This is a genomic window from Actinomadura sp. 9N215, assembly GCF_044326345.1.
Classification (GTDB): domain Bacteria; phylum Actinomycetota; class Actinomycetes; order Streptosporangiales; family Streptosporangiaceae; genus Spirillospora.
Genome location: NZ_JBIRBA010000024.1, coordinates 21,003 through 47,391 on the forward strand (window position 1 = coordinate 21,003; position 26,389 = coordinate 47,391).

A 26,389-nucleotide genomic window follows, 5' to 3' on the forward strand; every position below is an offset into this window, starting at 1 on the left:
CGGCGGTGAGCAGGGCGAGTGGGATAACGAGGGGTGACCGTTTCATGGGCGTGCCTGGCCCTCCAATGTCGTCCCGGGTTGGGAGTCCATGTGCGCGTCCAGAAAGTAGACCTCCAAGTTTCTGGGAGGGGTCCCGGGGAGAACCCGCATTTGACCAGCGACCGGCTCCTGGGCCGCCGATCCGGTGTGCACCCGCCCGGCGTTGCTGCAGGCCGCGCGTGATCAGTGTCCACAGCCCGGTCACCCTCGCCTGGCCGTCGACCAGGTCGCGGTTGGGCACCGGCACCCGGGTGCCGCGTTCCAGCCCTGCCGCGCTCGGGCGCGGGCCGCGCGGACCAAGCCCGGGTTGGACGCGCGGCCTCAGGCGACGCATTCCTTGCGAGACGCGCGCGGCTGTCCGCTACTCCTGGTTGGCGGTGACGTAGATGGTCATCTCGGCGTAGTCGAAGGTGATGGCGCGGGACCTGAGGAATTCGTGGGTGAAGTTGCCGACCGTCTCGAAGCCGAACAGGTCGAGCCATGGCCAGGCGCCCGCGACGCCCGGGACGTTCCTGCCGACCGCCCGTCCCAGGCTGATCCGGGCCGGGCGGATCGGGTAGGACGGCATCCCTCCGGAGTTCTGCGGATGGTCGTAGTCGATCTCGACGCCAGCCCGTCCGGCGTTCTCCTCGGTCATCATGATGCCCAGGCCCATGCCGCCGGTGTCGACCGAGGCCACGCGCGGCCCGTAGTCGCTGACGCTGCCCAGCGTGCAGGGCACATGGTCGCCCGCCAGCCACAGGGGCAGGCGGTCGCAGCCGTTGCGCGCGGCCTCGGCTCGGGCCCGGCGTGCCTGCGCGGCGGTCTTGCGCCGTAGGACGAGTGTCCGGTCGGCGTAGTCCATCGTGGCGATGAAGTGGTAGAGCAGCGTGGTGCCGATGACGCCGGCCGGTTTGGTGCCGTCCGGTAGGGCGGGCATGCGGAGGTCGTACCAGACCACGGGGACGGTACCCAGCGTGATGTCGCCCAGCCCGAACGATCGCATGACGCCGTGGTACGTGGTGAGGGTCTGCCCGGCAGGATGGGTCGTGCTGGTGGACACGGCGCGCAGACCCGCCCGCTCGGCCGTCGCGGTGGACAGGGCCAGGGTGGCGCCGGTGTCGATGAGGAACGGCCGGGGTTCGGCGCCGTCCACCGAGGCTTGGACGCAGGGCAGCGGATCGACGCAGAGGAAGGGGAGCCGGGTCTCTTGCGCGCCCTGGAGCCGATACGGGGCGCCGGTCACGCTCGCGTACTGGTCGGCGAACGCCGCGTCGGTTTCCCGTCCGGTGCCCCGTAGGAGCGGCACCGCGGGCGGCAGGTCGTCTTGGCGGATGTGGCACTCGGCAAGCTGCCGCTTGGTGAAGGCGTCGCCGGGGGCCAGCCGGACGGCCTCGGTCAGGAAGCGCCTGGCCTGCTCGAACCGGTTGGACAGCAACGCGATGCGTCCGCGCTGGGCCAGCGCATGCGCATCGGCCGGATTCTCGCGCAGCAGGCGCGCGTAGGCATGGTCGGCTTGGGCGAACCTGCCCGCCTTGAAGAGCCGGTCGGGGCCGCCGGGGGACGAGAACGCCGCCGCGGACCCGTCCGGCAGCACGAGCGTCGCGGCACCGGCCGTCAGGCACGTCCGCGCCAGGAAGGTCCGTCGGTTGATGGTCACGGTGCCCCAGTGAAGCCAGAACCCTGTTTCCTCCGCGTTTCCGCCCTCGTCCCTGAACGAGGCGGGCAGGGGCGGGGCGGCTTCCCGTCCCCGTGCGGCGACGTGGAAGCGGTGGCACGCGAGCAATTGCCGGGAGGTCACTTTATGAGTGCGTCCAACATGGAGGGCGTGATGACGCAGGCGGCCGCAGGGAGTAGGCCCGGGCCAATGTGCCCGGTGTTCAGGTTGTGCGTTCGGCGATGAACACGAGCTCGTGACCTGGGCGATCGGGGGCTTCTCGCACGTCCAGGATCCGGTAGCCCTGGACGGCCAGGCTCAGTTCCACCTCGGCGCGGTCGCGGAATCGCAGGGTCGAGTCGGAAGTGATCACGGCCCCGTCGGCCATGAATCTGTAGCTGTAGCGGAAGGAAACGAACGGCAGATTCACGTGGGTGACCTCGCAGGATCGTTCGACCGATCCGATCCCGGGGATGTCGAGGGTGTGGGGAGCGGCATCAGCGGCCCATTCCTCCCAGGCCCGTCGTTCAGGTCGTCTGGTCTCGAATACCAGGTTGCCGTGTGGGCCGAGAATGGCGTGGACTCCTCGGAGGGCCCGCGCCCAGTTGTGATCGGTGAGGAAGACCTGCGCCACGTTTCCCGTCATCGTGGCGAGGTCGGCGCTGGGCATTGACATGGTCGTGGCGTCACCGTGGACCCAGGTGACCGCTTGTGCGGTGTCCTTGGACTTCGCGACGTCGAGCGATGCCTCAGCCGGGTCGACCGCCACGACCGTACGGCCGCCGCGTGCGAGCAGGATCGCGAGGGAACCCGTCCCGCAGCCGACGTCCAGAACCGATTCGGCGCCCAGCTCGTCGGCGATGCCGAGGTAGGCGGTCAGATCATCGCGGTCTCCGTCGAACGCGTCATAGATCGGTGCGAGGCGAGGGTGGGCGAATAGCGCGTCCGGCACCTGGTGACCGTAGCGGTGGCGATGTGCATGAGCGACCGTGTTTCGACCGGACCGTCCAGGGCGGACGGCTAAAGGGTTTCGAGAGTGAGAGGCCTCGCCGATCAGAAATCTCAGCAACGAGGCCATGATGCATCTGCGACCTTCGTGAACGTCCTGGTGGGACGGCGGAACGTTCGTAGCGTCTCGGCGCTCCGAACCCCGGCGGCGGCAACGTCGTGCGTGCCCCGTTCGGGATCTGATGCTTACGGGGGAGTCATGCGCGCTTGTCCACTGCGTTGAGTGTCTGTACGACTACTCATTGTGCCATTGGGGTGGTCAATCCCATCGAAGGGGTATCCCATGACCATCCGCAGGACAGCCGACCCGCCCGCATCTCAGCCGCCGCGCTGTTCGCCGGAGCGCTCAGCGTTGCCCTCGGCGCTACGGTCGGCACTGCGACCGCCAGCACCGTAGAACACCCGTTCCCGCCCCGCGTCCGTCCAATGGGGCGGGAGCTTCTCCAGGACCTCGGTGGCGTCGATGGCCATACGGCCGTCGACGCCACCGAGCCTTATGGCCGGGGGCCGATTGGTCGAGCCCGGTGTGCGGTGAGCCGGGGCTGGACTGGGCGGCCGGAGGCCGGCCGATCACGGGGCTTGCCGTTGTGGACGCCGAAGCGCTGGTGGGCACCGCGTCCAGCGCCGCGGCCACCCCGACCGGCTGCTTCACCACTCAGGTCGACGGCCAGAAACTCGGAGAGCCGGTGCCCCGGCGGCACCGGAGAGCACCGCGTGGTGGGTACGGCAGTACGTCCCGGTCCTCGGTGATCTCGATTGCTTGGGCCGCGGGTGCCGGTGGGTTCCGTCTCGCAGGTGACCTGCAGCGTCCACCAGACCATCTTCGTCAGGTTCCAGACTCGGGGATAACGGTCGCGGTTAGTGGTAGGTGAGTTTGCCGTTTTTGATTAGGGCGCATTTGTGGGGGCCTTCGATGCCCGTATAGGGGCAGGAGGCGGCGCCTTCGTGGAGGGTGAGGGCGGAGTCGCCGGGGGCGATCCAGAGGAGGCGGCCCGAGGTGAGCCAGGGGCGGAGGTCGAAGTCCCAGTCGGCGGGCCGGGGCGTGTTCTCTGACCAGCCCTTCCATTCGCCGTTGTCGTCGTAGACGTAGTACTCGTGGCCACCCCATTCGTTCTCCAGGGGGACGTTCGGAAGGGGGCCGAAGTAGGCGATGGCCCAGCCGGTGTGGCGGCCGACGGGGACCTCGGAGATGACGGCGCGTACGTCCGGGGCCTCCAGGATGCGTGGGACGACGTAAGGAGCGCCGGGGCCGGGCCGGCACTCGAACGGCGCGTGGGTCACGGGTTCGGCGATCCGCATGGCGCCGGTCAGTGTGAGCCATGACGGTGGGAGCCGGGCGGGAATGCGGCGGACCGGTGTCTCGTGGTTCCAGAACCAGCCGTCGAGGTCGACCGGGTCCAGCGGCCAGTGGAGGGTTTCGCCGGAGTGCGGGTCACGGGTGAGGGGGATCTCGGGCAGCCACTGCCGGTAGCGGTGCGACAGCTCGTCGCGGCGCCGGTAGGCCTCCGAGAGCGCGGGGTCGTGCTGGACGTTGCGCGGCGTCAACAGCCTGCCCAGGTCGAGGAGTTCGGTTCGGACGGCGAGGCTTTCGGCGTCCAGGCGGTGGCCCATGGAGACATGCGCCCTTCGTTCAGTGGCGGTCAGCTGAGTGGCGGACGTCGTCGACTGCGGCGGAATGGGCGCTGAGCAGGCCGGCCCCGGCGTGAGTGAGGACGTGGAGGGCCGTGTTGTGGTGGCGGTGGGTGGCGATGAGGCCGGCTTCGCGGAGGACGGTGGCGTGCTGGCTGGTGTTCGCCGGCGTGGTCCCGGTGATCTGGGCGAGTTCGCTGGTGGTACGGGGTTTGTCGGAGATGAGGCACAGGATCGTGGCGCGGGTCGTGCCGAGCAACGCCGCGAGCGCGCGGTGGGTGCCGGGCCGCGAACCGTGCCAGATCCGCGCGGCGGACGCCACGTCGATGAGGGTGGGATAGACCACGATCACGGGTGTGCGCTCCGCCGGGGACCAGACGGCGGTCGGGGTGAAACAGAACACCGAGCCGATCAGGATCAGGCCGCGGCCCTCCAGGTGAAGATCGTCCGCCGGGTTCCGGGGCGCCGGGCCTGGCGTGCCGATCTCCAGAACGGGCGAATGCCAGCGGAGGTCCGGATGCAGGTGGGAGAGCAACTCGTTGATTCCGCCGCGGGTTTGGGCGTGCATCGCCGCTGCGTGCCGGGCCTCCAGGTGTAGGTGAATCGATTGCCAATAGGGCCGGACTGCGACTCGGTAGGTGGTCGTGAACGCGGTCAGGAGCCGGTCGTGCACCTGCTCGTCACGTCCGGTCGGATACCGCACGGGCGTGGGAGAGGCGGCCATGTCCGCCGCGCTGATCAGGATGGCCGGTCCTGGGTCCTCGCGCCGCCTTCTCGGAATCGGTTCCTGCGCCGCGAGCAGGTCGTCCACCGCGTCGAGGGTGGGCCTTCGCACCGTCTCGGCTCCGCGGACGATATTGAGCGGCCCTCGGCCGTCCATGGGGAACAGCAGCCGCACGGCGCCGGCGTCCGCGGGTGTGAGGTGGGCGGCCGCCTGGCGCCGCCACTCGCCGAACAACAGCTCCCGGCCGCGGCCCTGCAGGACGCCCAGGCTGAACCGCGTCTCCAGCAGCGGCCCCAGCGTGGGCAGCACACGTAAACCGGCCAGGTCATCGCTGGTCAGGTGCAGTCGCAACATGTCGCCTCGCTCCTGGTTCCCCGGGCTTTCCTGCGACCTCGGCGAGGGGGGCGCCACCTATTTTGTACTGCATATTAAGCCAGGACTGAACTGGCTTGACTGGAATCGGCCAGCGCCCGAAAACTGGACACGTCCGATAACCGGAACGCAAGGAGTGCCGATGCGAAAAGCAGCAACTGTGACGATCGTGGGAATGGTGACAATGGTGGGCGCCGGGCTCAGCGCCACCCCTGCCAACGCGGCGACGGGAAACGGGGTCTGCGAAGCCGGCGAGTTCTGTGTGTACCGGGACACGACCGGAAATGTCCTGTGGGACTCCGGCCGCACCGACAACTCCTATTCCAACGACACCTACCCGCTGGCGGGCGGCACCGTCCAGGACACCGGCTCGTCCGTTGTCAACAGAAGGGGCAAGGGGGTCCGCATCTTCGTGAACGGAGATCAGAACGGCGCCGGCTGGAACGTCCCGGCGGACGGGAAGCGCTGGAATCTGAGTGGAACACCGGTGGGAAACGACCGGGCTTCGTCACATCAGTTTCTCTGACGTTCGCCGTCCGCTTCCGTCCTGACGGGGCATGGCGTGTGGCGCCGATCGCGGGGGAGGCCGGAGCCGCGAGGTTCCGGCCGACCCGCCGGCGAGCCGACCCCTCAGTGACGCGCACAATTGGGGGCGAGGGTGAGGGGTCAGGTGTCGTAGTTGATGGTGAGGTGTTGGGTGGTCGGGGTTGATTGGCAGGTGAGGATGTAGCCGGCGTCTAGTTCTGCGGGGTCCAAAGCGTAGTTGCGGCGCATTTCGACTTCGCCTTCTACGAGTTTGGCTCGGCAGGTGCCGCAGACGCCGCCCTTGCAGGCGAAAGGGAGGTCGGGGCGTATCCGTTGGGCCGATTCCAGGACGGTTGCGTCCTGCGGTTGGGAGAGGGTGGTGGAGCGGCCGTCCAGGATGACGGTGACTTCGCTTGCCGGGCCTGTGGGGGCGGGCTTTTTCCGGTTGGGTTCGGGTGGGATCTCGTCCACGTAGAACAGTTCCTGGTGGACGCGGTCGCGGGGGACGCCGAAGCCTTGGAGGACGCGTTTCGCGTCCTCGACCATGGCGAAGGGGCCGCACAGCCACCAGTGATCCACGTCGGTTACGGGGACCAGGCGGGGGAGGAGGATGCGGAGTCTGTCCGCGTCCAGGCGGCCGCTGAACAGTTCGGCCTCGCGAGGCTCCTGGGACAGGACGTGGACGAGTTCGAGCCGGTCTGGATACGCGTCTTTCAGGTCTGCCAATTCGTCCGCGAACATGACCGTGGTGCTGCGGCGGTTGCCATAGAGGATCGTGACACGGGTGTCGGGGGCGGTGAGGGCGGTCGCGGCGATCGACAGGACGGGTGTGATTCCCGAACCGGCGGCGATCAGGACGTGGTGCTCAGTCTTCGCGGTGGTGAGGGTGAAGGTGCCCGAGGGCGGCAGGACCTCGATGGCGTCGCCGGGGCGTACGTCGTGGACGAGCCAGGCCGAGAACAGGCCGTCCGGGATCTCGCGGACGCCGATGCGGGGAGCCGCGCCGGACGGGGCGCAGATCGAGTAGGAGCGGCGTTCCTCGTGGCCGTCGATCGTCCGGCGGAGGGTGAGGAACTGGCCGGGGCGGAATGTGTACGCGTCGGCGAGAGGCGGCGGCACGTCGAAGGTGACCGCGACCGCGTCGTCGCACAGCGGCTCGACGTCGGCGACGCGCAGCGCGTGGAAACCGGGCACGGTCAGATCTCCTTGAAGTGCTCGAACGGCTCGTGGCAGGCGGCGCAGCGGCGCAGTGACTTGCAGGCCGTGGCGCCGAACCGGGACAGCTCGACCGTGTCGGAAGCACCGCAGTGGGGGCAGGTGACGCCGCGGGTCGGGCCCAGGGTGAGGGGGATCGGGCCGGTCGCGCGGCGAGGTGCGGGGCCCGGGGGCGATATCCCGGCGGAGCGTAGTTTGCGGCGGCCGGGCTCGGTGATCCAGTCGGTCGTCCAGGGTGGGTCGAGGACGGTGCGGATCTGGACGTCCGCGTAACCGGCCTCGGTGAGCCGTGCTCGGAGGTCGTCGCGCATGGCGTCCAGGGCGGGGCAGCCGGTGTAGGTCGGGGTGATGGTCACCTCGACGCGGCCGGACGTCTCGCGGACCCCGCGCAGGACGCCGAGTTCGGCGAGGGTGATCATCGGGAGCTCGGGGTCCGTGACCGTTTCGGCGATGGCGCGGGCGGTCACCACGTCGCTCCCGGGTGCGCGCGGGCCACGCTCTGCAGCTCGGCCAGCAGGCCGGACAAGGATGTGGAGTGCTCGCCGTCGCGTCCGGCCAGGGTTGGCGGCGGTGGGACGGGGGCGGGGCGGTGGAGGGTCGCCTTTGTCAGGACCTCGTCCAGGACGGTGTCGAACTCTGTGCGGACGTCGGACGCGGACGGGTTGACGGCCACGCCCGCGATGGCCAGATCGCGCTCGACCTTGTGGGTGGTGAACAGCTCGCCCGTGTGCGGCCAGAGGGTGTCGAGTGCTTGCTGGGTGCGGGCGTGCGAGAGGGCGGTGCCGTCGCCCAGGCGGATCGTCCAGAGGGCGGCGTGGTCGCGGTGGTAGGCGACCTCCTTGACGCTCTTGGCGGCGATCGCGGCCAGCACCGGGTCGCGGGACGCGGTGAGCCGGTCGAGCAGGGCCAGACGCCAGGTCGAGAAGAGGAGGAGACGGACGGTGGAATGCGCGAAGTCTCCATTCGGCAACTCGGCCAGAACGATGTTGCGGAATTGTGGGGCGTCGCGGAAATAGGCCAGGGCGTCTTCGTCCCGGCCCGCGTCCTCGGCTGTGGCGGCGCGGGAGAGGAGGAGGCGGGCCTGGCCCAGCAGGTCCAGTGCGATGTTCGCGAGGGCGACCTCCTCTTCCAGTTCGGGTGCGTGGGTGCACCATTCCTGGAGCCGGTGCGACATGATCAGGGCGTCGTCGCCGAGCATCAGGCAGTACGTGGAGAGAGCCGCCGCGTCGATCCCGTCCGGGACAGACGTGTCGATTCCGGCGAGCGGGTCGTGGAAACCGGTGCCGAACGCCCAGCGGGTCTCGTCGTTGTCCTCGGCTATCGCGCCGAGCGCGTTGTCGAACGCCATTGCGGCCTCACATGTGCGGGACGTTCTCAGGAATGTCGTAGAACGTCGGGTGCCGGTAGACCTTGTCGCCGCTGGGGGCGAAGAACGGGTCCTTCTCGTCCGGGCTGGACGCGGTGATGTCCCGCGCCTTCACCACCCAGATGCTCACGCCCTCGTTGCGTCGCGTGTAGAGGTCGCGGGCGTTGCGGAGGGCCATCGTGTCGTCGGCGGCGCGGAGCGAGCCGACATGGACGTGGTTCAGTCCGCGCTTGCCGCGGACGAACACCTCGTACAGCGGCCAGTCCTTGTCCATCACACCTCCTTCGCGGCATGGGCGGCCGGGTGCGCGGCGGCCTCTTTGGCGGGGTGGGCGGCCGGGTGCGCGGCGGCCTGTTTGGCGGCGTGGGCGGCGGCGGCATCGCGGACCCAGGCGCCGTCCTCGTGGGCGGCGCGCCGTACCTCGACGCGTTCGGCGTTGCAGGGGCCGTCGCCGCTGATCACTCGTTTGAGCTCCGACCAGTCGATCTCGCCGAAGTCGTGGTGGCCGCGCTCGGCGTTCCAGCGCAGGTCGGGGTCGGGGAGCGTGACGCCGAGCGCCTCCGCCTGCGGGACGCTCATGTCCACGAACCGCTGCCGGAGCTCGTCGTTCGTGTGTCGCTTGATCTTCCAGGCCATCGACTGCGCGGTGTGCGTGGAGTCGGAGTCGGGCGGGCCGAACATCATCAGGGACGGCCACCACCAGCGGTTCACCGCGTCCTGGACCATCTCGCGCTGCGCGTCCGTGCCGCGCATGAGGGTCATCAGCAGCTCATAGCCCTGCCGCTGGTGGAAGGACTCCTCCTTGCAGATCCTGATCATCGCGCGGGCGTACGGGCCGTAGGAACTGCGGCACAGCGGCACCTGGTTGCAGATCGCGGCGCCGTCCACCAGCCAGCCGATCACGCCGACGTCGGCGAAGGTCAGCGTCGGGTAGTTGAAGATGGACGAGTACTTCTGCCTGCCGGAGATCAGTTTGCCGGTGAGGTCGGGACGGTCGGCGCCGAGCGTCTCCGCCGCCGAGTACAGGTACAGGCCGTGGCCCGCCTCGTCCTGCACCTTGGCCAGCAGGATCGCCTTGCGCCGCAGCGACGGCGCCCGGGTGATCCACTCGCCCTCGGGCTGCATCCCGATGATCTCGGAGTGGGCGTGCTGGGCGATCTGCCGGATCATCGTCGTCCGGTACGCGTCGGGCATCCAGTCGCGCGGCTCGATGCGCTGGTCGCGGTCGATGGTGCGGTCGAAGTGCTCCTGCGCCATTTTCATTTCCCCTCGGGACGCTCGGGACGTTTGGCGACCAGGGTCAGGACGTCGTATTTCGCGACGACCGCGCCGTCCTGCCGGGTGACCTCGGTGTCCCAGCGGACCTCGCCGTAGGCGGCGTCCTCGCGCGGCGTCAGTTGCTTGGCGGTGAGCCGGACGGTCAGCTCGTCGCCGGGGAACGTCGGCGCCAGGAACCGCAGGTTCTCCAGGCCGTAGTTCGCCAGGACGGGCCCGGGGTCGGGATCGACGAACAGACCGGCGGCGAAGGAGAGCACCAGGTAGCCGTGTGCGACGCGTCCGCCGAAGAACGGATTCGCCTTGGCGGCGTCCTCGTCCATGTGCGCGTAGAAGGTGTCGCCGGTGAATTCCGCGAAATGCTCGATGTCGGCGAGCGTGACCGTGCGCGGACCGGCGACGACCGTGTCGCCTACGCGGAGCTCTTCGAGGTGTTTGCGGAACGGGTGCGGATCGGTCTGGGTGGTCGGTGCGTTCGGCGTCCAGCGGCCCGTGATGGCGGACAGCATGGACGGACCGGCCTGGACGGCGGTGCGCTGCATGTGGTGCATGACGCCGCGCATCCCGCCCATCTCCTCGCCGCCGCCCGCGCGTCCGGGCCCGCCGTGGACGAGCGGCGGGAGCGGCGAGCCGTGGCCCGTCGATTCCTTCGCGTCCTCTTCGTTCAGGACGAGCAGCCGTCCGTGCCACGGCGCGGCGCCCAGCACGACCCGGCGGGCGAACACGGGGTCGGCGGTGACGACCGAGCCGACCAGGCTGCCCTGCCCGCGTGCCGCCAGCGCGACGGCCTGCTCGGCCGCCGCCTGCGCCGTGGCGCCGTCGTAGGGCAGCAGCGTGGCGACCGGGCCGAACGCCTCGACCTCGTGCGGCTCGGCGCGTCCGGCGTCGTCGGCGCGGAGCAGGACCGGCGACATGAACGCGCCGCGCTCGGCGTCGGCGTCGACGACCTCGACGCGCTCCGGGTCGCCGAACACGATCCGTCCGGCGTCCAGGAGCGTCTTCAGGCGGCGGCGCACCTCTTCGCGCTGTTCGAGCCCGGCCAGCGCGCCCATCCGGACGTCCGGGTTGGACGGGTCGCCGATCGTCACCCGGGCCAGGCGCTCGCCAGCGGCTTCGGCGACGGCGTCCATCAGGGCGGCGGGCACGAGCGCGCGCCGGATCGCCGTGCACTTCTGGCCCGCCTTCACCGTCATCTCGGTGACGAGCTGCTTCACGAACAGGTCGAACTCCGGCGTGCCGGGCGCCGCGTCCGGGCCGAGGATCGAGCAGTTCAGCGAGTCGGCCTCCGCGTTGAAGCGGACGGAGCGTCCGACCACGACGGGGTGGGTGCGCAGCTTGCGGGCGGTGGAGGCGGAGCCGGTGAACGCGACCAGGTCCTGCTCGGTGAGGTGGTCGAACAGGTCGCCGGTGCTTCCGCAGACGAGCTGGAGCGTCCCCTCCGGCAGGACGCCCGACTCGATGATCAGCTCCACCAGTCGGGCGGTGAGGTACGCGGTCTGGCTCGCGGGCTTGACCAGGGTCGGCATCCCGGCGAGGAACGCGGGCGCGAGCTTCTCCAGCGGACCCCACATGGGGAAGTTGAAGGCGTTGATCTGCACCGCGACGCCTTGCAGCGGCGTGCAGATGTGCCGTCCGGCGAACGTGCCGCCCTTGCTCAGCGGCTCCACGTCGCCGTCGACCAGGACGGTGTCGTTCGGCAGCTCGCGCTTGGCCTTGCTCGCGTACGACAGCAGCACGCCGATGCCGCCGTCCACGTCGATCTTCGAGTCGGCGAGGGTCGCGCCGGTGCGCGCGGACAGCGCGTACAGCTCGTCGCGGTGCTCGCGCAGGTGCAGGCCGAGCCGCTTCAGCAGGACGGCGCGCTGGTGGAAGGTCAGCTCCCGCAGCGCCGGGCCGCCCACCCGCCGCCCGTGCTCCAGGGCCGCGCCCATGTCGACGCCGGATGACGAGATCCGGCCGATCTCCACACCGGTCACCGCGTCGGTGAGCGGCGCGCCCTCGTCCGCCGGAACCTGCCAGACGCCGGACACGTAGCTGGACAGCGGGGCCATCGGGCCTCCTCGGAGTCACCGGCCGACTCGAATTACCGACCGTCCGTTCAGTCAGTATGTTACCCCGGAAGGCGGCGGCGGAGAAGGTGCGGACGCTGCGATAATGGGCCGTTGTGAGCAACGTGCGGGACGGACGCGACGGACGCGATGGCCGGGCGAACCGGCGGGGGCGGCCCGGCTACGACAAGGAGTCCCTGCTGCGCGTCGCCGTCCGGGTGTTCAACGAGCGCGGCTACGACGGCACCAGCATGGACGAGCTGTCGAAGCGCCTCGGCATCAGCAAGTCCGCGATCTACTACCACGTCGCGGGCAAGGACGAGCTGCTCCAGCTCGCCGTCGACCGCGCGCTCGACGGGCTGTTCGCCGCCGCCGACGGAGCCGCCGCCGTGGAGGGCCGCGCGATCGAGCGGCTGGAGCACCTCGTCCGGGCCAGCGTCGCCGTCCTGGTCGCGGAGCAGCCGTTCGTCACGCTGCTGCTGCGGGTGCGGGGCAACACGGCCGTGGAGAAGCGGGCGCTGGCCCGCCGCCGGGAGTTCGACCGCCTGGTGTCGGGGCTGGTCGCGGAGGCGGAGGGCGACGGCGACATCCGTCCCGACATCGACCCGGTGATCACGGCCCGGCTGCTGTTCGGGCTGGTCAACTCGCTGATCGAGTGGTACCGGCCGCGCCGCGGCGGGGCGGGTGCGGACGAGATCGCCGACGCGCTGTGCAAGGTCGCGTTCGACGGGCTCCGCACCCGTCCGGCCGAGGCCGAGTAAGCATCTGGGGAGTCCGTATCGGGCGCCCGCCCAGGGCGCCCGATGCGGGATTATCCGATCAGCTGAGGATCTCGTCGGAGAGTTGGCAGCAGCACTTGTCGCCGTCCGCGCAGTTGTGCGGCGTGGAGCCGCCCTTGCGGAGGAACGGCGCGGCCGCTGCCGCTGCGGCGGCGGGACGGGCGGCGGGGCCCGGCCGCTCGTAGACGACGCGGCCGCTGACCAGTGTCGTGGTCACGTGCAGCTCGTCGAAGCCGTGCGGGTCCCGGCCGACCATGTCGCCGTCGACGATGCAGATGTCGGCGACGTTCCCGTGTTCGAGGGTGCCCTTCCAGCGCTCGGCGTGGTCTTGCCATGCGCCTAGGCGGGTGTAGGTGGCGAGCGCGTCCGCCAGGCCGACCCGCTCCGCCGTGCCCGCGACGCCGCCGTTCGCGCCCTCGCGGAGCATGGCCGTCATCACGCCGCGCAGCCAGTGCGGCGGCACCACGGGCGCGTCCGACCCGGACGTCACCTGCACGCCCGCCTGTAGCGCGCTGCGGTACGGCCACTGGTACTCGGTCAGTTCGCGGCCGATGATCGGTTCGAGCACGCGTCCCTGGAGGTAGAGGATCTCCGCGTTCAGGTTGGCGCCGATGTCGTGGCGCGCCATCGTCCGCAGCGTCCGCGCGGACGGGAAGTTGCAGTGGATCACGTAGTGCCGCAGGTCGGCGCGGCGCCAGTGCTGTCCGCCCGCCTTGACGTAGCCGGCGACCGTCGCGTCGGTGGTGGCGTCGCCGCACGCGTGCGTGCCGATCTGGAGATCGGCGTCCACCGCGATCTTGATCATCTCGTGCAGGTTGGCGAGCTGCTCGTCCGGGGACGCGCCGTCGATGGTGAGGCTGCCGTTCGCGCCGTTCGGGTACGGCTTGTTCATCCAGGCCGTCCGGAACCTGGGGATGCCGTCGGCGAAGACCTTCACTCCGGCGACGCGCAGCGTCCGCGGGTCGACGTCGCGGAGCGGCTCGTACTCGGCCAGGATGTCGCGCAGCGACTGCGGGCCCCGGCCGCTGCCCAGCAGGGCGGTCAGGCGCAGGGGCAGCGCACCGGCGCGCGCCTTCTCCGCGTAGAGCGCCAGAGTCTCCAGGTTGATGCCCGGCTCGGTGGTGCTGGTGACGCCCATCGCGTGCAGGACCTTGATCCCCGCGTCGATGCCCTGCGAGCGCTCCTCGCGGGTGAACGGCGGGACGACGCGGCTGACCAGCCCGGCCGCGCTCTCCCGCAGGACGCCGGTGGGCTCGCCGCTGGCGTCCTTGTCGATGACGCCGCCGGGCGGCGGGACGGTGTCGCGGGTGATCCCGGCCAGCCGGAGGACGATCGAGTTCACGGCCGTCGCGTGCCCGGAGAAGTCGCCGAGCACCACCGGATGGTTCCCCGAGACGGCGTCGAGGTCGGCCGCCACCGGCGGGCGCGGCAGCCGGAGCTCCTGCCATCCCCGGCCGCGGATCCACGAGTCCGGGGCCGGGGCCTCGTTCGCCGCCGTCCGGACGACGGCGACCAGTTCCTCGATCGTCGCCGTGTCCACGTTGATGTTGAACGGCGGGATGTTCAGGCCCTGTGAGACGAGATGGACGTGCGAGTCGTTGATGCCCGGCAGGACCGTGCCGCCGCCCGCGTCGAGAAGTTCCGTCCGGCGGCCTTTGTAGCGCTGGACGTCGCGGGCCGATCCGACGGCGAGGATGCGCCCGTCGCGGATGGCGACCGCCTCCGCCTTGCGGAAGTGCTTGTCGAGGACGAGCACCCGTCCGTTGTGGATGATCAAGTCGGCGTCACGGTGACGGCCGGTGCCGCCTGCCGTGCCCGGGGCCGGGTCCGCGTGCGCGGTCGCGGCGGGCAGCATTCCCGCGGTCGCGGTTCCGGCGGTCACGGCCGCGGCTCCGCGCAGCACCTGGCGACGGTCCATCTCGGGGGCCATGCGAGCTCCTTGTCCTGGTCTCGGCTTTCACCGGTGGGCGCCGTCCCGGACGCGAACGGGGGCACGCCGCGACGAGGCCCACGGGGGAAGGTCAAGGAAATGGAGGGGATGTCGAGACTCAGTTTCGACACGTGGTGTTGATAAAGTCAACACCTAACCAGGGACATGACCGGGAGATAGGCAAGTATGGAAGGCCGTCTTTTGGTGGTCTGTTGACAACCTCAACTAGACGGACGGTTTCGCTAGAGGTGGGTGAGCAGGGTCTCGGGACGCTCCGCGCAGTCGGCGACGAACCGCAGGAAACCGCCGGCGACCCCGCCGTCGCAGACCCGGTGGTCGAACGTGAACGACAGCTGCGTCACCTTCCGCGGCCGGACCTTCCCCTTCCACACCCACGGCTTCTCCGTGATCCGGCCGACGCCGAGCATCGCCGCCTCGGGATGGTTGATGATCGGGGTGGACCCGTCCACGCCGAACACGCCGTAGTTGTTGAGCGTGAACGTGCCGCCGGTCAGGTCGGCGGGGGACAGGCTGCCCTCGCGCGCCTCGTCCGTCAGTCGCGCCAGCTCCGCGCCGAGCTCGGCCAGCGTCAGTCGGTGCGCGTCGCGGACGACCGGCACCACGAGGCCCCGGCCGGTCTGCGCCGCGAACCCGAGATGGACCCGCGGCACCTGGACGATCTCCTGCCGCTCGGCGTCCACGTACGCGTTGAGCTCGGGGAAGCGCCTGAGCCCCGCCACGCAGATCCGCGCGAACAGCGCCAGCATCCCGACGCGCGCGCCGGGATCGGCCTGCTGGAGGTTCCGCTTCAGCTTGACCAGGCGGGTCACGTCGGCGTCGACCCAGGTGGTCGCGTCGGGGATCTCGCGGCGGCTGCGGGACACGCGGTCCGCCATCGTCCGGCGCACTCCCTTGAGCGGGATGCGCACCTCGTCCGCGTCGCGGGGTTCCGCTGGACGTGCCGTCGCGGCGATCGCGTTCTCGACGTCCTTGCGCAGGACGACGCCTCCCGGGCCGCTCGGGGTGAGCGCGGCGACGTCGATGCCGTGCTCCTTGGCCAGGCGGCGCACCACGGGGGAGATCACGCGTGGCGCCTCGTCCCTTGACGGCGCGGCGGGAGGGGGCCCTGATGGCGCAGCGGGGGATGGCTCGGCGCGGAGCGCGGCCTGGGCCGGACGGCGGGAACGCCGAACCGTGGTCGTCGTCCCGTAGCCGACGAGGACGTTGCCCGACCCGGCCCGTTCTTCCTCCCGGTACCGTTCGGCCGCCGTCCCGTTCTCCCGCGCGCGCGCCGTTTCGACGGTCACGGAGATGAGCGGGGCGCCGACGTCCACGACGGAACCCGCTCCGGCGTGCAGCTCGGCGACCGTCCCGGCGATCGGGACAGGGACGTCGACGGCCGCCTTCGCCGTCTCCACCTCGACCACGACCTGGTCGACGGTCACGACGTCGCCGACCGCGACCTTCCATTCCAGGATCTCGGCCTCGGTGAGCCCTTCGCCCAGGTCGGGAAGCCGGAAGACCGTGCCGCTCATGCCGCACCGCCGAGATTCAGGTACCGCGGGTCCGGACGGTCGTCGCGCTGGAGGCGGTCGAGGGCGTCGAGGATGCGGTCGACGTCCGGCAGGTGGTGCCGCTCCAGCATCGGCGGCGGGTACGGGATGTCGAACCCGGTCACGCGCAGCACCGGCGCGAGCAGGCTGTGGAAACAGCGCTCCTGGACGCGGGCGGCGATCTCCGCGCCGACCCCGGCGAAGCCCGCGGCCTCGGCGACCACGACGCAGCGGCCCGTGCGGCGCACGGACGCGGCCACGGTCGCGTCGTCGAACGGGACGATCGTCCGCAGGTCGACGACCTCCAGGTCCCAGCCCTCCGCCGTCGCCGCCTCGGCGGCCTCCAGCGCGACCGGGACGCCGGGCCCGTACGCCACGACCGTCGCGTCGGCGCCGGACCGCCGCACGGCGGCGCGCCCGAACGGCTCAGCCCGCTCCAGCCGGTCGACGTCGGACTTCGACCAGTACAGCTTCTTCGGCTCCAGGAACACGACCGGGTCGGGGTCCTCGATCGCCTCCAGCAGCAGCGAGTACGCGTCCTCCACCGTCGCGGGCGTGACGACCTTCAACCCGGGCGTGTGCGCGTAATAGGCCTCGCTGGAATCGGAATGGTGCTCGACGCCGCCGATTCCGCCCGCGAACGGGATGCGGATGACCAGCGGCAGTTCGACGCGTCCGCGCGTCCGGTTGCGCATCTTGGCGACGTGCGAGGCGATCTGCTCGAAGGCCGGGTAGGCGAACGCGTCGAACTGCATCTCCACGACCGGACGGAATCCGCCCATCGCCATTCCGACGGCGAACCCGACGATGCCCGATTCGGCGAGCGGGGTGTCGAAGCACCGGTCCTCGCCGAATTTCGCGGCGAGGCCGTCGGTGACGCGGAACACGCCGCCGAGCGCGCCGACGTCCTCGCCGAACACCAGCACTCGCTCGTCGCCGTCGAGGGCGTCCTGGAGGGCCTTGTTGAGCGCCTTGGCCATCGTGATCATGATGGCGTCCCCTCGGTGTGGAGCTCGGCGCTCAGCAGCGCGCGCTGCTCGTCGAGCTGGGGGGTCGGGGTGCCGTAGACGTGCTCGAACAGCCCCAGCGGGGCGAGGTCGGGGTCGGCGTTCATCCGCGTCCTGAGATCTTCGGCGAGCTGGTCGCCCGCCTCGGCGAAGGCCGTGGTGTCCGCGTCCGTGAGGTGTCCGCGGCGCCGCAGATAGGTTTCCAGCCGGGCGATCGGGTCGCGCCGCCGCCATTCCTCGGTTTCCGCGTCCGTGCGGTAGCGGGACGCGTCGTCGGCGTTCGTGTGCGCTTCGATCCGGTACGTGTGCGCCTCGACGAGGAACGGTCCATTCCCCGCCCGGGCGTGCTCGACGGCCGCCGAGAGGACGGCCAGTACGGCGACCGGGTCGTTACCGTCCACCCGCTCGGAGCGCACGCCGTAGCCGATTCCCTTGTACGCCAGAGAGGCCGCGGCGGTCTGGCGCTCCAGCGGCACCGAAATGGCGTACTGGTTGTTCTGGACCAGGATCACGAGCGGCGCCTTGAACACGGCGGCGAAATTGAGCGCCTCGTGGAAATCGCCCTCGCTCGTCGCTCCATCGCCGACGCAGACGAGCGCGACGCGTCCCGTCCCCTTGCGGCGCTCCGCGTACGCGAGGCCCGCCGCGTGGACGGCCTGCGTCGCCAGCGGCGTGCACTGCGGCGCCGTGTGATGGCGCCGGGGATCGTATCCGCAGTGCGAGTCGCCCCTGAGCAGGGAAAGCACCTCGACCGGGTCGATGCCGCGCGTCACCAGCGCGACCGACTCCCGGTAGGTGGGGAACAGCCAGTCGCCGTCGTCCAGGACGAGCGCGGCACCGACCTGGCACGCCTCCTGCCCGTGGCTGGACGGGTAGACCGCCAGCCGCCCCTGCTTGGTCAGCGCGGTCGCCTGCGCGTCGAACCGCCGCCCGACGACCATCGCCCGATATGCCCGGCGCAGCAGTTCCGTCTCGGGCAGCGGGTAGTTCGTCCGTCCGCGCGCCGCCGCGCCGCTGTCGGTCAGGAACCGCACGGGCTCCGCCGAGGGAAGCAGCGCCTCCGTCCGACCCGTCATCGACTCCACCTCCGCACTCCATCGATGCTAGAAATATGAACCGATGGGAACAGAAGTCTCAATACCCAGCTAAAAGTCAGGACACTTGGCCACTTCTCGGGAGGTTCCATGGACCAGATGTCTTCCGGAGACCCGTTCCCGCCCGGCCCCGCCGGACGAACGCCGGCCGCCCTCGACGACCTCGACCGCGCGATCCTCCGCGAGCTGGTCGCCGACGGGCGGCTGTCCATGCGCGCCCTCGCCGAGCGGGTCAACGTCTCCCGCTCCAACGCCTACTCGCGCGTCGAGCGGTTGATCGCCGACGACGTCATCACGGGGTTCTCCGCCCGGGTGAACCCCGTCCGCGCGGGCCTCGGCACCGCCGCCTACGTCCTGATCAACATCGAGCAGAACTCCTGGCGGAAGGTGTCGGCCCAGCTCAGGGAGGTCCCCGGCATCGAGCATCTGGCCTTCGTCGGCGGGGACGTCGACCTGGTCATGCTGCTGCGGACGCCCGACAACGCGGCGCTGCGCGACATCGTCCTGTCCCGCATCCATACGGTCGAGGGCGTCCGCTCGACCCGCACCTGGCTGGTCTTCGACGAGACCTCGCCCGGATCGGCCGCGGACGGTCAGGCGGCGACGGCGTAGGCGGCCAGGGTCAGGTAGATGCCGCCGATGGCGTAGCCGTAGCGGTGCGTCGAACCGGACCGGCGGCCCAGCCAGCGCCGGGCCGCTCCGCCCGCGAGGGCGTAGCCCGCGTCCAGGACGAGCGCCAGCACGAAGAACACCGCGCCGAGCACCATCATCTGCGCCCGCGCGCCCGCCGTCCCCGCGCCGGCGGTGACGAACTGCGGCAGGAACGCCAGGAAGAACAGCGCGACCTTCGGGTTGAGGACGTTGACCACGATGCCGTCCCGGAACACGCGGCGCAGCGGGAGCGGGGGCGCGCCACCGCCGCCGAGGTCCAGCTCGGAGCGCCGCAGGACGGTGCGCGCCGCCAGGTAGAGCAGGTAGCCGACACCGGCGAACTTCAGAATGTTGAACGCGACGGGCGAGGCCGCGATCAGCGCCGAGACGCCCAGCACCGCGAACGCGATGTGCGCCAGCGTGCCCGTCTCGACGCCGAGCGCGGACACGAGGCCCGCCCGATATCCCTGCGCGGCGCTGCGAGTCAGGATGTAGATCCCGTTCGGGCCTGGGATGACGATGAGCGCGACGGACGCCGCGACGAAGGCGAGAAGGGTGTTCATGCTGTTCCGCTCCCTTGTCCTGGCCGCCTGCCGCGGCACTACGGCTAGCCTGACGCCATGAACGCGGGCGAACCCGGGCCAATCGGGCCGCAGGTGGACCGCTTTCCCGACCACGGCGACCGCCTTCGGGATCCGTCCGAGCTGGCGGAGATCCTGGGCGACTGGATGAGCGGGCCCGGTCCGCTCTACCGGAAGCTGGCCGAGGCCCTCCGGCGGGCCGTGCACGACGGGTCGCTCGACCCGGGGGAGCGACTGCTGTCCGAACGCGCCCTGGCCAAGGCGCTGGTCGTCAGCCGGGCGACGGTGGTGGCCGCGTACGACGAGCTGCGCGGGCTCGGGATCGTCGACAGCCGGCGCGGCAGCGGCACCCGCGTGGTCCGGCAGCCCGGCTCGTCCCGTCCGGGCGCGGACGGACGCGTCCCCGGCGGACGCGCGACGTCGATCATCCAGCGGCTGATAGACGGGCCAGTGAGCGAAGCTCGTCCATTGAAGGCTGGTGGGTGGGGGCTGGAGGACGGGCCGTCGAGCGGAGCTCGTCCGTTGGATGGTGGTGGGTGGGGGCTGGAGGACGGGCCGTCGAGCGGAGCTCGTCCGTTGGATGGTGGTGGGTGGGGGCTGGAGGACGGTCCAGCCGGCGTCATTTCGCTGCGTCATGCGATGGAGGGCGCGGTGCCCGAACTCGGCGTGGAGCTGGCGGCGCTGCTGGCCGAAGACCTCCCCGTCCTGATGCGCGACATCGGCTACCACCCCAGCGGTCTGCCCGCGCTGAGGGAGGCCGCGGCCGCGCGCCTCACCGCCGCCGGACTGCCGACCGCGTCTGAGAACGTGCTGGTCACGACCGGGGTGACCCAGGCGCTGGCGCTGGCCGCGCAGATGTACCTGCGGCGGCGGTCGATCGTCGTCGTGGAGTCGCCCGGCTGGCCCGGCTGTTTCGACGTGTTCCGGGCGGCGGGCGCACGGCTGGTCGGTGTCCCGCTCGACGGCGACGGCATCCGCGTGGACGAGCTCGCCAGGGCGTTCGCCGAACACCGCCCCGACCTGCTGTACGTCATGCCGACGGTGCACAACCCGACCGGCGCCCTCATGTCGGAGGGACGGCGCCGCCGCGTCGCGGAGATCGCCGCGGAGCACCGCGTCCCGATCCTGGAGGACAACGCGTACGACATCGGCGGCGCGTCCCGTCCGCCGCCGATCGCCGCGTACGCGCCGAAGGGCGCCGAGGTCCTGTCCGCGGACTCGCTCGCCAAGTCGGTGTGGGGCGGGCTGCGCATCGGCTGGGTCCGCGCCCCGGCCGGGACGATCGAGCGGCTCGCCCGCCACAAGGCGATGGCCGACCTCGGCAGTCCCGTCCTCGACCAGGCGCTCGCCGCCCGGCTCCTGCCCCGCCTTCCGGAGATCACCGCGGCCCGGGGCGCGGTCCTGCGGGACCGCCTCGACCACCTCACCGCCCTCCTGGCCGAGCACCTGCCCGAGTGGCGCTTCCAGCCGCCGGCCGGAGGGTCGGCCCTGTGGATCGAGCTCCCGGGACGCGACGCGCGCGCCTTCGCCCAGGTGGCGTTGCGGCACGGCGTCGAGGTCGTCCCGGGCGCGACCATGGACCCGTCCGGCGCGCACGACGGCTACCTGCGGCTGCCGTACACCTTCCCCGCCGACGTCCTGACCGAGGTCGCCGCGCGCCTGACCGCCGCCTGGACGGAACTGACCGATCGCAGCGCAATTCAGCATTTCGATCCATAAATTTTTGACAGCCGCTTCCATTTTTACATTCTTCGCCGTCTTCTTTTGCGCTGCGCTGACGCGCCAGCTGGATAACTATTCATGACACGGAATAGTGACTGACGTGATGGTGTCACAGAGTTGGCATTTCGCCTTGGTCGGACAAGTCGCCCTTCACGCGAAGAGAGGAGTAATCGGTGAACTACGGAGACGAGCTACGACGAGAGATCATGTCGACCGGCACCACCCCGCTGATCGGGGTGTTCGACATGTTCTCCGCCTCAGTCGCCGCGAAGCACTTCAACGGTCTGTTCGTATCGGGCTTCGGATTCGCAGCGTCGCACTACGGCCTGCCCGACATCGGCTTCATCGCCTGGCCCGACATGGTGGCCTTCGTGCAGCGGCTGCGGCTCGCCTTCCCAGCACGGCACCTGCTGGTGGACATCGACGACGGCTACGTTGACCCCGAGGTCGCCTGCCACGTGGTCGAACAGCTGGAAATGATCGGCGCGTCCGGCGTGATCCTGGAGGACCAGCAGCGGCCGCGCCGGTGCGGGCACGTCGACGGCAAGCGGATCCTGCCGCTGGACGAGTACCTCACCAAACTCGAAATGGTCCTGCAGACCCGGCGTGACCTCGTCGTGGTCGCGCGCACCGACGCCAGCGACGAGGAGGAGATCCTCCTCCGCGCGAAGGCGCTGGCGGCGACGGACGCGGACGTCATCCTGGTGGACGGCGTCCGGAGCATCGAACGGATCCGCCAGGTCCGCGAGGTGATCGGCGACAAGCCGCTGCTCTTCAACCAGATCGCGGGCGGGAAGTCGCCGCGGATCTCCCTGCCCGAGCTGGCCGAGCTCGGCGTGAAGGTCGCGATCTACAGCACCCCGTGCCTGTTCGCCGCCCAGACCGCCATGGAAGAGGCGGTGCTCGGGCTCAAGCGCGACGACGGCCGGCTGCCCGAGCCCACCGCCGAAAGCGTCGGGGTCAAAGAATCGCTCGCGCTACTCGAACTCAACATCAGCCGCAACCACCCCAAGGAGGGCCGGGAACTGACCGACTCTCTCGTCTGAACGCAAACCGGCGAACATCACGGCAGCCCGTCAAAAGGAGCAGAGAACGGCGATGCGTGTTATCTCCACCACCCTGGCGCGGCTGCATATCGACCCTTACGTCGCGGCGATTCTCTGCACAGTGGGAATCGCCGCGATGCTCCCCGCCGACGGCGGCTTCGCCGACGTCCTCGACCATGCCGGAACGGTCGCGGTCACGCTGCTGTTCTTCCTGTACGGCGCTCGGCTGCGCACCGCGGAGACGCTGCGCGGGCTCGGGCACTGGCGGCTGCACGCGGTGATCCTGTCCGTCACCTTCCTCATCTTCCCGACGCTGGCGCTCGTCTGCTCGCCGCTGGTCCCCGGACTCCTCACGGAGCCCCTCTACCAGGGCGTCGTCTTCCTGTGCGTCCTGCCGTCCACCGTGCAGACGTCGATCACGCTCACCTCGATCGCCCGCGGAAACGAGGCCGGCGCGATCTGCAGCGCCTCGCTGTCCAACGTGCTCGGTGTCGTGCTCACCCCGTTGCTGGCGACGGCGCTGATCTCCGTGGGGAGCGGCGGGATCTCGCTCGGTTCCGTCCGCGACATCGCGCTGCGGATCCTGCTTCCCTTTCTGCTCGGGCAGGCCGCGCAGCGGAGGATCGGCGAATTCGTCCGGGCCCGGCGCCGGGCCCTGTCCCTTTACGACCGCGCCGTCATCCTGCTCATGGTCTACGCCGCGTTCAGCCAGGGCGTCGTCGACGACATCTGGGACGGGCTCGCGGCGGCGGAACTCCTCGTCCTGGCACTGGTCATCGCGGCGCTGCTCGCCGTCACGCTCACCCTGATGGCGCTTCTCTCGCGGATCTGCCGCTTCTCCCGGGCCGACCGCGTCACGATGCTGTTCTGCGGTTCGCAGAAAAGCCTGGCGAGCGGACTGCCCATGGCGACCGTGCTGTTCGCGGGCGCCAGCGTCAGTACCATCGCGCTGCCCCTGATGCTCTATCACCAGCTCCAACTGCTGGTGTGCTCGTGGCTCGCGCAACGCCTCGCGGCGGCCGAGGCCGGTGAGCCCGCTCCCGCCACCGCCTGACGTTCTCAGGTCAGGTGGAGTTGCCGGACCCGACGTCCGAGTCGTGGACGTCCATGACGACGGCGCCGCTGGTGTCGCTGTCGCCTATCTGGGCGTTCGCCTTGCCCGTGCCGCCGACCACGACGTTGGAGTCGTCGTAGACCGCGATGTTCCGCTTGCCGTGAACGTCGGTGCCGAGGTTGTCGTAGCCGTCCGCCCCGATCGTGGCCGCGTTCTTGCCGGTGGCGCTGGACTGGCCCTCATCGGTCACGGTCCCGGTGCTCTGCCCCTTCGAGCCGCCCTCCGTGCCGGTCGGCGCGATCGCCTGCCCGGTCGGCCCCGTTGCCTGCCCGGTCGGCCCCGTTGGCTGCCCGGTCGGCCCCGTTGGCTGCCCGGTCGGCGCACCCTCTGACCGGGTGCCCTGCTGTGGCCGGGTGCCCACCTGCCCGCCGTCTTCGTCGTCGTCGCCGTTCTCGCCGTCCTCGGTGTGGTCTCCCGATCTGACCTTCGAGCCGGACACGTCGACGGCGTTCAGGCCGCTCGAATCGGTGTCCCCGGTGTTGGCGTTGAGCTGCCCATTGCGATTGACGAATAGGTTGGAGTCGTCGTACACGGCGATCTGGTCCTCACCGGAGACGCCCACCGAGTGGTCTTCGTAACCCGAGATGGCCGTGCCTTGGCCGTCCCCGGAAACCGGAGTCGGGAATGGGGAACGTCCCGCCGTCGCAGACCCTGTTCCCGTTTCCGAGACGGGCCGTGTCTCCGTGGCGGGGGCCGGTTCAAGGGCGCGGGCGCCCACCGGTCCTGAGGGCGCGTACCGGCTCGGAGCGCCCCTGACGCCATTCGTCGAGGCGCCGGACGTGAGCGCCGAGTTCTTGTCGTCGATCCCGACCGTCCCGCTTGAGGAGACGTCACCCGCGTTGGCGTTGAGCCGCGTGCCGTCGCCGGCCGCCATCACCGATCGGTCGGTGACGATGACGTTGTCGTCGCCGTAGACGTTCACCACCGTGACGGACCGATCGGCGGTCTTCCCACCCGAGTGCTCCGGCCCGGGGGACGCGCCGGGAAGGGGCGCGGCGTTCGCGCCATTGCCGAGCAGGACCAGGCCCGCCGCCACCATGCCGATCGCTGCCATGCGAAAAGTCATCGTTCCCCCATTTTTGGTTGCGGACGGACGACCTGAAATGTCGGATCCATTAACTGGCCCCACAACTTGATCTACCTCGGTAGTTTAACGAGGCCCATCGGACGAGCGATGCCGAAATGTTCAATAAATGGCAATATTGTGCAATGTTCTTCGGGATGCCCGGCAGTATTGTCCGATCGACATATAACTGCCATTTCCACATTCGCGGCCGAACCGGCCGAACCGATCGCCGGGCCGCCCGGGGTGGCGGCCGGGGTGGCGGCCGCTCCTCGGGCGGGCCTCGCGGCTACGCCCGGCACCGCACCGCCGGCCTGAAAAAAGTTCCGGAAGATCGATGAGTTCTCGCGGCGGCCCGGGTCTACCCCGGCATGACGACTACACCGGAACCCCCGCTCCGTAAGACCGACGCCGTGACGCCGACCCCCGAGCGCGGCAGGACCCCCGCCGTGATCCGCCTGCTGGTGCTGGCGACGTTCGTCGTGATCCTCAACGAGACGATCATGATCAACGCGATCCCGCGGCTGATGACGGACCTGCGGATCACCGAGCAGGCCGCGCAGTGGCTGTCCACGGCGTTCATGCTGACGATGGCCGCGGTGATCCCGGTGACCGGCTGGTTCCTGCAGCGGGTCTCCACCCGCCGCGCCTACGCCACCGCGATGGGCGTCTTCCTCGCCGGCACGACGCTCGCGACCGTCGCGCCGGTCTTCGAGGTGCTGCTGCTGGCGCGGGTCGTCCAGGCGACCGGCACTGCGGTGATGATGCCGCTGCTGATGACGACGCTGATGACCGTCGTCCCCGAACGGGACCGCGGCCGCGTGATGGGCAACGTGACGATGGCGATCTCGGTCGCGCCGGCGATGGGTCCCGCGGTCTCCGGGCTGATCCTGCAGCTCGGCTCGTGGCGGCTGCTGTTCGCCGCCGTGCTGCCGATCGCGGCCGTGATCACCTGGCGCGGGCTCGGCCGGCTGGAGAACGTCGGGGAGCCGCAGCTCAGCACCATCGACTGGTTCAGCGTCGGCGCCGCGGCCCTCGGCTTCGGCTCCCTGGTGTACGGGCTCAGCCGGTTTGGCGAGGGCGGCAAGCTGCTCCCCGCGTCGATCGTCGCGTTCGGGCTGGTCACGATCGCGGTCTTCGCCGTCCGCCAGCTCCGCCTGCAGCTCCGCGACACGCCCCTGCTGGACCTGCGCATCCTCCGCCACCGCACCTACGCGCTCTCCCTGGTCCTGATGTCGCTCGGCTTCATGGCGATGATGGGCTCGATGATCCTGCTGCCGATCTACCTGCAGAACCTGCGCGGCCTCTCCCCGCTGGAGACCGGGCTGCTGGTGATGCCGGGCGGGCTGGCGATGGGCCTGATCGGCCCGGGCGTGGGACGCCTCTTCGACCGCTTCGGCGGCCGCAAGCTGATCATCCCCGGCGCGGTGGGCATCGTGCTCGCCCTGGCCGGCCTCACCCAGATCTCGGCGGCGATGCCGTACGGGCAGATCCTCGGCCTGCACGCGCTGCTCATGATCTCGCTGGCGGTGATGTTCACCCCGGTGTTCACCCTCGGCCTCGGCGCCCTTCCCATGCACCTGTACTCGCACGGCAGCTCGATGCTGGCCACCCTCCAGCAGGTCGCGGCGGCCCTCGGCACGGCGCTCGTGGTGACCGTGATGGCCGGACGCGCCGGGTCCCGGATCGCGGACGGCGCGAGCGAGGCCGTCGCCCAGCTCGACGGGATGCGGCTGGCGTTCCTCATCACCGCCGCGCTGGCCGTCGTCATGGTCGGGGCCGCGTTCCTGCTGCCGAAGCACTCCGCGTCGGCGGTGGAGCAGGAGGCGTCCGACGCGGAGCCCGGGTCGTCGGACGCTCCGCTCACGGCCGACGAGCGCCGGACGGCCGGCCCGGCCCTCGAACCGGTCGCCTGACGACGCAAGACCGCACGGCCGCAAGACAGCAAGACCGCAAGACCAGGCCACGGGCCCGGTCGCCTCGCCGGACGGCGCGGGCGACCGGGCCCGCCG

General features: G+C 70.5%; 23 protein-coding genes. 7 read left to right on the plus strand and 16 right to left on the minus strand.

Features of this window, described 5'->3' with window-relative positions:
- Nucleotides 1-400 precede the first annotated feature (400 nt).
- From ACH34T_RS32355 to ACH34T_RS32370, 4 genes are all read right to left on the minus strand, one after another.
- Nucleotides 401-1,678 carry an aspartyl protease family protein gene (locus ACH34T_RS32355; RefSeq protein WP_396024736.1) on the minus strand — a complete coding sequence of 426 codons (1,278 nt, stop codon included), beginning with the start codon at nt 1,676-1,678 and terminating at the stop codon, nt 401-403.
- A 220-nt stretch (nt 1,679-1,898) separates the two neighbouring features.
- Nucleotides 1,899-2,627 carry a class I SAM-dependent methyltransferase gene (locus tag ACH34T_RS32360; protein WP_396024737.1) on the minus strand — a complete coding sequence of 243 codons (729 nt, stop codon included), beginning with the start codon at nt 2,625-2,627 and terminating at the stop codon, nt 1,899-1,901.
- A 914-nt stretch (nt 2,628-3,541) separates the two neighbouring features.
- A complete protein-coding gene (locus ACH34T_RS32365; protein WP_396024738.1) occupies nt 3,542-4,294 on the minus strand; it encodes a hypothetical protein in 753 nt (250 codons plus the stop codon).
- A 19-nt stretch (nt 4,295-4,313) separates the two neighbouring features.
- On the minus strand, nt 4,314-5,390 hold the full coding sequence (locus tag ACH34T_RS32370; RefSeq protein WP_396024739.1) for an ArsR/SmtB family transcription factor: 1,077 nt from the start codon (nt 5,388-5,390) through the stop codon (nt 4,314-4,316).
- 160 nt (nt 5,391-5,550) lie between these two features.
- Here ACH34T_RS32370 and ACH34T_RS32375 point away from each other — a divergent pair, with 160 nt between their 5' ends.
- Complete coding sequence (locus ACH34T_RS32375) at nt 5,551-5,934, plus strand: peptidase inhibitor family I36 protein (RefSeq protein ID WP_396024740.1); 384 nt, start codon at nt 5,551-5,553, stop codon at nt 5,932-5,934.
- A 140-nt stretch (nt 5,935-6,074) separates the two neighbouring features.
- Here the strand turns inward: ACH34T_RS32375 and paaE are convergent, their stop codons facing one another.
- The 6 genes from paaE to paaZ are packed head-to-tail and all read right to left on the minus strand — an operon-like array spanning nt 6,075 to nt 11,840.
- Nucleotides 6,075-7,127, minus strand: coding sequence for a 1,2-phenylacetyl-CoA epoxidase subunit PaaE (gene paaE, locus ACH34T_RS32380; RefSeq protein WP_396024741.1), 1,053 nt, complete (start codon nt 7,125-7,127; stop codon nt 6,075-6,077).
- A gap of 2 nt (nt 7,128-7,129) precedes the next feature.
- Nucleotides 7,130-7,618 carry a 1,2-phenylacetyl-CoA epoxidase subunit PaaD gene (paaD, locus tag ACH34T_RS32385; RefSeq protein ID WP_396024742.1) on the minus strand — a complete coding sequence of 163 codons (489 nt, stop codon included), beginning with the start codon at nt 7,616-7,618 and terminating at the stop codon, nt 7,130-7,132.
- A complete protein-coding gene (paaC, locus tag ACH34T_RS32390) occupies nt 7,612-8,496 on the minus strand; it encodes a 1,2-phenylacetyl-CoA epoxidase subunit PaaC (RefSeq protein ID WP_396024743.1) in 885 nt (294 codons plus the stop codon). The genes paaD and paaC overlap by 7 nt, the downstream gene beginning before the upstream one ends.
- A gap of 7 nt (nt 8,497-8,503) precedes the next feature.
- On the minus strand, nt 8,504-8,788 hold the full coding sequence (gene paaB / locus ACH34T_RS32395) for a 1,2-phenylacetyl-CoA epoxidase subunit PaaB (RefSeq protein WP_396024744.1): 285 nt from the start codon (nt 8,786-8,788) through the stop codon (nt 8,504-8,506).
- The gene (gene paaA / locus ACH34T_RS32400; RefSeq protein ID WP_396024745.1) at nt 8,788-9,771 is read right to left on the minus strand and encodes a 1,2-phenylacetyl-CoA epoxidase subunit PaaA; all 984 of its coding nucleotides are present in this window, start codon (nt 9,769-9,771) and stop codon (nt 8,788-8,790) included. The genes paaB and paaA overlap by 1 nt, the downstream gene beginning before the upstream one ends.
- 2 nt (nt 9,772-9,773) lie before the next feature.
- A complete protein-coding gene (gene paaZ / locus ACH34T_RS32405; RefSeq protein WP_396024746.1) occupies nt 9,774-11,840 on the minus strand; it encodes a phenylacetic acid degradation bifunctional protein PaaZ in 2,067 nt (688 codons plus the stop codon).
- Nucleotides 11,841-11,953: 113 nt separating this feature from the next.
- Between paaZ and ACH34T_RS32410 the strand changes: the two genes are divergently transcribed.
- On the plus strand, nt 11,954-12,598 hold the full coding sequence (locus tag ACH34T_RS32410; protein ID WP_396024747.1) for a TetR/AcrR family transcriptional regulator: 645 nt from the start codon (nt 11,954-11,956) through the stop codon (nt 12,596-12,598).
- A gap of 58 nt (nt 12,599-12,656) precedes the next feature.
- Here the strand turns inward: ACH34T_RS32410 and ACH34T_RS32415 are convergent, their stop codons facing one another.
- The 4 genes from ACH34T_RS32415 to pdhA form a co-directional block, all read right to left on the minus strand.
- Nucleotides 12,657-14,546 carry an amidohydrolase gene (locus ACH34T_RS32415; protein ID WP_396024748.1) on the minus strand — a complete coding sequence of 630 codons (1,890 nt, stop codon included), beginning with the start codon at nt 14,544-14,546 and terminating at the stop codon, nt 12,657-12,659.
- 242 nt (nt 14,547-14,788) lie between these two features.
- Nucleotides 14,789-16,081 (minus strand): dihydrolipoamide acetyltransferase family protein, encoded by a 1,293-nt coding sequence (locus tag ACH34T_RS32420; RefSeq protein WP_396024749.1) that lies wholly within the window; start codon nt 16,079-16,081, stop codon nt 14,789-14,791.
- Nucleotides 16,078-17,088: an alpha-ketoacid dehydrogenase subunit beta gene (locus ACH34T_RS32425; RefSeq protein WP_396024750.1), complete on the minus strand. Its 1,011-nt coding sequence runs from the start codon at nt 17,086-17,088 to the stop codon at nt 16,078-16,080. The genes ACH34T_RS32420 and ACH34T_RS32425 overlap by 4 nt, the downstream gene beginning before the upstream one ends.
- Nucleotides 17,085-18,182, minus strand: coding sequence for a pyruvate dehydrogenase (acetyl-transferring) E1 component subunit alpha (gene pdhA, locus ACH34T_RS32430; protein ID WP_396024751.1), 1,098 nt, complete (start codon nt 18,180-18,182; stop codon nt 17,085-17,087). The genes ACH34T_RS32425 and pdhA overlap by 4 nt, the downstream gene beginning before the upstream one ends.
- Nucleotides 18,183-18,299: 117 nt before the next feature.
- Between pdhA and ACH34T_RS32435 the strand changes: the two genes are divergently transcribed.
- Nucleotides 18,300-18,812, plus strand: coding sequence for an Lrp/AsnC family transcriptional regulator (locus tag ACH34T_RS32435; protein ID WP_396024752.1), 513 nt, complete (start codon nt 18,300-18,302; stop codon nt 18,810-18,812).
- Here the strand turns inward: ACH34T_RS32435 and ACH34T_RS32440 are convergent.
- The gene (locus tag ACH34T_RS32440; protein WP_396024753.1) at nt 18,794-19,414 is read right to left on the minus strand and encodes a LysE family translocator; all 621 of its coding nucleotides are present in this window, start codon (nt 19,412-19,414) and stop codon (nt 18,794-18,796) included. The two genes, ACH34T_RS32435 and ACH34T_RS32440, sit on opposite strands and share 19 nt — an antisense overlap.
- A gap of 57 nt (nt 19,415-19,471) precedes the next feature.
- Here ACH34T_RS32440 and ACH34T_RS32445 point away from each other — a divergent pair, with 57 nt between their 5' ends.
- From ACH34T_RS32445 to ACH34T_RS32455, 3 genes are all read left to right on the plus strand, one after another.
- Nucleotides 19,472-21,151: a PLP-dependent aminotransferase family protein gene (locus tag ACH34T_RS32445; RefSeq protein ID WP_396024754.1), complete on the plus strand. Its 1,680-nt coding sequence runs from the start codon at nt 19,472-19,474 to the stop codon at nt 21,149-21,151.
- Between the two features lie 176 nt (nt 21,152-21,327).
- Nucleotides 21,328-22,200 (plus strand): oxaloacetate decarboxylase, encoded by an 873-nt coding sequence (locus ACH34T_RS32450; RefSeq protein WP_396024755.1) that lies wholly within the window; start codon nt 21,328-21,330, stop codon nt 22,198-22,200.
- A gap of 52 nt (nt 22,201-22,252) precedes the next feature.
- A complete protein-coding gene (locus ACH34T_RS32455; RefSeq protein WP_396024756.1) occupies nt 22,253-23,254 on the plus strand; it encodes a bile acid:sodium symporter family protein in 1,002 nt (333 codons plus the stop codon).
- Between the two features lie 10 nt (nt 23,255-23,264).
- On the opposite strand, the gene ACH34T_RS32460 is transcribed toward ACH34T_RS32455, so the two are convergent.
- Nucleotides 23,265-24,368, minus strand: a complete 1,104-nt coding sequence (locus ACH34T_RS32460) for a hypothetical protein (protein WP_396024757.1) — start codon at nt 24,366-24,368, stop codon at nt 23,265-23,267.
- Nucleotides 24,369-24,790: 422 nt separating this feature from the next.
- On the opposite strand from ACH34T_RS32460, the gene ACH34T_RS32465 reads away from it, so the two are divergent.
- Nucleotides 24,791-26,293, plus strand: coding sequence for an MDR family MFS transporter (locus ACH34T_RS32465; RefSeq protein ID WP_396024758.1), 1,503 nt, complete (start codon nt 24,791-24,793; stop codon nt 26,291-26,293).
- Nucleotides 26,294-26,389: the final 96 nt, after the last annotated feature.